Origin of the sequence: Arthrobacter sp. HMWF013 (genome assembly GCF_003061105.1) — a bacterium.
In the GTDB taxonomy this organism is placed as follows: Bacteria; Actinomycetota; Actinomycetes; order Actinomycetales; family Micrococcaceae; genus Arthrobacter.
The window spans coordinates 1-2,616 of the sequence record NZ_QAIQ01000534.1; the positions used below are offsets into that span (position 1 = coordinate 1).

4 protein-coding genes are annotated in these 2,616 nt (G+C 67.4%); 2 read left to right on the plus strand and 2 right to left on the minus strand.

All coding sequences use genetic code 11. From position 1 onward, the window contains the following. Positions 1 to 840, plus strand: an 840-nt coding sequence (locus DBR22_RS18435) for an alpha/beta hydrolase (protein ID WP_219928137.1), incomplete at its 5' end; no start/stop codon positions are given. A gap of 6 nt (positions 841 to 846) precedes the next feature. Here DBR22_RS18435 and DBR22_RS18440 read toward each other — a convergent pair. Both DBR22_RS18440 and DBR22_RS18445 read right to left on the minus strand, forming a co-directional pair. Beyond that, complete coding sequence (locus tag DBR22_RS18440) at positions 847 to 1,731, minus strand: potassium channel family protein (protein ID WP_108600204.1); 885 nt, start codon at positions 1,729 to 1,731, stop codon at positions 847 to 849. A gap of 22 nt (positions 1,732 to 1,753) precedes the next feature. After that, on the minus strand, positions 1,754 to 2,149 hold the full coding sequence (locus DBR22_RS18445; RefSeq protein ID WP_108600205.1) for an HsmA family protein: 396 nt from the start codon (positions 2,147 to 2,149) through the stop codon (positions 1,754 to 1,756). A gap of 209 nt (positions 2,150 to 2,358) precedes the next feature. Between DBR22_RS18445 and DBR22_RS18450 the strand changes: the two genes are divergently transcribed. Continuing rightward, a partial coding sequence (locus DBR22_RS18450) for a hypothetical protein (RefSeq protein ID WP_146187569.1) occupies positions 2,359 to 2,616 on the plus strand: 258 nt, incomplete at its 3' end.

Genomic DNA, 2,616 nt, shown 5'->3' on the forward strand with positions numbered 1-2,616 from the left:
GTCCTGCACGACGGCACCACCATTGCCCTCACCGTCCGGGGTGACGGCCCCGCCATCCTCCTGCCGGTCAGCCTCGCCACGCACACGGCGGCGGAAGCGGAAACGCTCCGCCAGTGGGGCGGCGACCCTGACCTGGGCCCCAGCCTCATCAAGGGATTGGCGGCGACGAACCTGGTGATCGCGGCCGACTACGAAGCCCACCGGATGGCCCACCCGGCACCGGCGACGCTCACACCGGAGAACATCGCGGCGGACCTGCTGGCCATGGCGGACGCGGCCGGCGCCGAAACTTTCGCCTATTACGGCTACTCCTGGCTGGCGCTGAGCGGCCTGCAGCTTGCGCTGCGCACAGACCGGCTCCGGGCGCTCGCCATGGGCGGCTTCCCGCCCCTGGACGGCCCGTACCAGAGCATGCTGACGGTCACCCGGGCAGCCCATGTGCTGTCGGGGAAGGCGGCCGGCCAACCGGCCGCGGCGGTCCCGGAGCCCGAGCCGGGGGACTGGGACTCGGTGTCCATCCAGACCACTGAGGAGCAGACGCAGCAGTTCGTTACCCTGTACGAAGCGCTTCAGGACTTTGACGATATTGCCGCCGTGCTCCCCGCCGACCTGCCGCGCCTGGCGTTCGCCGGGGCCGAGGACAGCATTGACTACAAGCCGTTGTGGGGTGGCGTCCTCGTGAGAATCGGGGAGCCCTTGGCCCGGCACCAGGGAACATTGACCAAAGCGGGGTGGGACGTCCGCGTCCTGCCGGGCCTGGACCACCTGGGCGCGATGCACAGCAGCGTTGTCCTGCCCATCCTCAGCGACTGGCTGCAGAAATCGGGCTGGGTGAAGTAGCCGGACCTATCTGTGCCCGGGCCTGCGGTGCCGGTGGTGGAGTTCGTAGCTGTCGAACACGTCGGAGGACGTTGTTCCGGAATGGCCGAACCTCCCGCGCAGGACATCCGCGAGCCCCTCCAACGCTGCGTGCAGCATCCGCCCGGCGAACTGGAGTTCGGGGTTGCCGCTGCCCTGGGCCTGTGACGCGAGCTGCTGGGCGTAGGCAACGGTTGCGGGCAGGGAACCCCGCTGCTCCACTTCGCGGAAATAATAGGTTTCGTGGAAAGCCAGCAGGTCGATACTCACTGCCGCTACGTTTCCGGCCATCGATTCCAGCAGCCCGGCAGCGTGACGGGGTTCCAGCGAAGCCAGGCCGCCGTGGCCGGCCGCCTCCCGGAACAGGTTCAGCTGATGGGCGAGGGCGCGGCGGCGGTTCAGGGCCGGGTACGTCTGCAGGATCCAGGTGACCGTTGCGGTCAGCAGCCCGAATCCGGTAACCGCCTGCAGAGCGGCAACCAGCCTGAGCAGAGCATGCGCCGGGACGATCTCCCCGAAGCCCACGGTGGAAAGGGTCACCAGGGAAATGTAGAGTGCTTCGGCAAAGTCGCCCCGTTGCGGAACCCCGCCCCCGTAAACAAATCCATCCGGCAGGTGGGGCAAATACAGCAGGGCCCAACCGACGGCAGCCAGGGCCGCCCACGCCGCGATCACGGCGGCCATGGCCAGCGGGGCTGCGATGAAGGGTCCGCGGCCCCGGAGTTCCCGTGACAGCAGCCAGAACCCGCGCATGATCGCGCGGCCCACCGGACCGGAGCCGTGCGGATAGAGGAGGGTCTGGAAAACGTCGGCGAGCATCAGCAGAATCAGCGCGGCGCCCACCACGGTCCAGAGCAAACCCACGAAGTCCATGCCTCATCTTATGGGCGGCTGCTCAGCCGAGGTTGGTGCCGATGGCCCCGGTGAAATAGGGGATAAGCCAGATGCCCCAGACGAGAAGTGAAAATTTGTGGAACTGTTTTTTCTCAGCGTCGCGGTTGCGCAGCAGCACAATGGCGGCCCAGGCCAGATGGATCACCATGAGCAGCAGCGCGGCCGCTCCGGTGACGGCCATAACCGCGTTGAGTCCCGCTCCGGCTCCCTCGGCCCGGCCTTCGCCGGATGCCGCGAGCTGGGTCATCAGGTAGGTTCCGCTGGCGTCGCAGAGCAGTCCCAACGCAAAGAATCCCGCATGCCACCACTTCAGGACGCGTTGGATGCGCTCCGCCCAGATGCCGATCGAATAGAAGACCAGGGCAGCGGTGATGAGGATGATCGCAGGCAAGAGCATGTCCTGAGACTACGGGCGAATCCAGGACTCGGGATCCACTGAAAGGTTGATGTGGGGCGCCAGCCCGGCGGCGTTGCCCAGACCGGATGCCGGCGCACCACGGACCCCTGGTCGCCGAGCCCAGCCTCCGGGATGCGCGGCGCGCAGCGTGGGACCATCAAAGTGCCGGTGGGGGGTTGACCAGCCGGAACGGCGATCAGGGGGACGTTGTGCGTAGGGAATCTCGGCCGGACAAAAGGTCACTGCCCCGCCGGGCAAGGGCCGCCGTCGTTATTTATCTGGCGGTGACAGCTGCCGTTGTTGCCGTGGCGCTCCTGAACAGCGCGTTACGTCTGGGGCTGGACCACCTGTGGCTGCTGCGGGCGCTGATGCTGCTGACGTTGCCCGTTTCGGCGGCGTACTCGGTGGTCGGCATCCTGCTGGATCTGCCGCGTCCGCCGGGGCCGCGTGAATTCAGTTTCGGCGGG